Below are 2,375 nucleotides of genomic sequence, written 5' to 3' on the forward strand. Positions count from 1 at the left end.
ATCTTAAAGAGGATGATTCAAGGAGGTAGTAATGATAAAGGCTTTACCCTATGTCTGCCGAATAATAGTTTCACTATCAAGTGTTTTCTTTGCTATGACACTATCCGCTTTGATGAGTGTTGCGTTTAACGATGCTATGACCTTGCGTCTTGATCAAATTCTTTCTTATCAGAAAGAAAGGTTTGTGATTTGTCTTATCAGTGGAATGATTGTTTTTTATGTGGATAAGCTATTTAATTTATTTCCGATAAAATCAAACTGGTGGTTCTTAAACTCTTTGAAGTGGACAGTCCCTGTTATGTTGGTTTTGGGTATATGGGTTTATTTCAGTGTGGACTTTAAAAGTATATATCAAATCTTCTTTGCTGTATTTTGGGCATTCACTAATGCGCTCACAATAGTTGAAATTACTAAGCATATTTTGGATATTCCTGATAAAGCAGCATGGCATAAAAATAGCGATGTAAAAAAGTGTGCTGATGTTCAGGCTAACCATTATCTAGCTATGCAGAAAGAATATGCTGAGTTACAGTTAGAAGAAGAATTTAACAATAAAGCTTTTAGTGTGAATAACGTTTATCCCCAGAGCAGAGAATCGACGACGTTATTAACTCATAGTTCAAGCCCCTTTAAAAATGGAGTTGTTCCGGGTGAAATGGTGGGAAAGAATATTCCTAAACATTCGGATAAGGAAAGTGAATAGAGTATAAGTTTCTGAACTTTTGATGTTTAATGCAGAATATATGTCCTGTTTGAGAAGGTAAAGATGTTTGAAAACTTTCAGGGAGAATTATTGAATAATCTAATGAATCTACAACCTTTGCCTAAAGAGCTGAATTCGTCAAAAGGCAAAAAGGTAGAGACAGGAACAGAGGGTTGGCGTATGTATGCTAAGGATGGAAAAGAGATATCGCTTGAGTATCGTGCTTATCTTAAATCTGTTCAAGGTAATATAACAGAGAAAGTCCAACGAGAAATTATACGACGAGGTTTACGATAATGTTTTTGTCAGAAAAAGATTTATACAATAGTTTTAGTCAGATTTATACAGATTTAAATCAAATTCCTTATGAGTCTATTAAGTTAGATGATTTTGGAAGGGGGATTAATGCCTACAATTTCATCCAAGAACATGGGGATGAGTTATTTGATTATTTAGTAGAACCATTTAGGCGGTGGCAACCAAGTACTTATCATTATTTGAGCAAAGGTAAACTTTTCTATGCAGTGCATAAGTCTCCCTACCCCAATTTTGACGATATCACTCAATTAGGATTAATAGTCAATAATAGAGCTTGTTACATTAAATACACGGCGTATACCTATGAGGAAGGTAAGAATGACTACCCTACTATTCCTTTGGCAATTCTTAATTCTTGGCTTTATCGTGCTCAAGGATGGGATGTGGCAGAATCAATAGCGATTGATATTCATAGAGGTGTTTTGCCATCAGCTGTAACTTATTCCATGTCTCCAATATATTCATTGCTCAGAGAAATGGCAGATAGGGAACGGCGCGTACTACCTCAATATGCCGAGTTTTTAGAAGCAAAGTTTAATCATGCGTTCCGTCAGACGTATCAAACCGAAGAGTTTATGGATGCTGATAAGTATTTTGAACTGCGCTGTTTATTGGATACACGATTGTCAGACGACTGGGGGAAAAATGGTTTCCAACTCTTTGTCTCATCCCATAACACCGAACGTAATGTGTATGTTGTGCCAAGAACAGATGTCATGCAAATTAAAAAACTCTCTCATCCAGCAGAAGCTATTGATAGCTATGCAGCTCACCTATTGTCAGGGAAAGAGGGAGAATTTGATTTTCTACAATATGCAGAGGATTTTTAAGGACAAGATGGGTGATAGCATAGGAGTAGGCTGCTCCGTAGAGGTTCTGTCGGACAAGCGGTAGTAGGAGGACTATCCCCTTATGTGAATCAGTTAATCAAAGAAGCTACGACTGATCAGAGTACAGGCAAAGTCAATAGAGAGGCTAACTTGATGGCGCATGCTTTACTGGGCGCAGTAGAGGCCTATGCGACAGGAAATCATGTGGTGGCAGGTGCAGCGGGAGCGGTGAGTGGCGAGTTAGCTGCTCAGGTCCTGACTGAGCAGTTGTATCACACGACGCCAGATCAGCTCACGGAGAGTCAAAAACAGACCATCACGGCATTGAGCCAACTCGCCAGTGGTCTAGCTGGGGGCTTAGTGGGCGATAGTACATCCAGTGCGATTGGAGCAGCAGAGATTGGCAAACGGGCGGTGGAGAATAATGCGCTAGCTAACCGATATGGCGTGCAGTTGTTAAATGACAGAGAATTAGCTCTTTATACCAAGCTAAAAGCACATGGTGTGGAGAATGTTGATCATTA

4 protein-coding genes are annotated in these 2,375 nt (G+C 39.2%); all 4 read left to right on the forward strand.

The window, feature by feature from the left end; translation table 11 throughout:
• The first annotated feature begins 31 nt into the window (after positions 1-31).
• Positions 32-703: a hypothetical protein gene (locus HKX39_RS10515; RefSeq protein ID WP_171681275.1), complete on the forward strand. Its 672-nt coding sequence runs from the start codon at positions 32-34 to the stop codon at positions 701-703.
• 63 nt (positions 704-766) lie between these two features.
• Positions 767-1,000, forward strand: coding sequence for a hypothetical protein (locus tag HKX39_RS10520; protein WP_171681276.1), 234 nt, complete (start codon positions 767-769; stop codon positions 998-1,000).
• On the forward strand, positions 1,000-1,851 hold the full coding sequence (locus HKX39_RS10525) for a hypothetical protein (protein WP_216605097.1): 852 nt from the start codon (positions 1,000-1,002) through the stop codon (positions 1,849-1,851). Before HKX39_RS10520 ends, HKX39_RS10525 begins: the two co-directional genes overlap by 1 nt.
• Positions 1,852-1,935: 84 nt before the next feature.
• Positions 1,936-2,375: VENN motif pre-toxin domain-containing protein (locus tag HKX39_RS10530; RefSeq protein WP_216605098.1), on the forward strand; the 440-nt coding region annotated here is incomplete at its 3' end.

Source organism: Pelistega suis (assembly GCF_013133795.1).
In the GTDB taxonomy this organism is placed as follows: Bacteria; Pseudomonadota; Gammaproteobacteria; order Burkholderiales; family Burkholderiaceae_B; genus Taylorella; species Taylorella suis.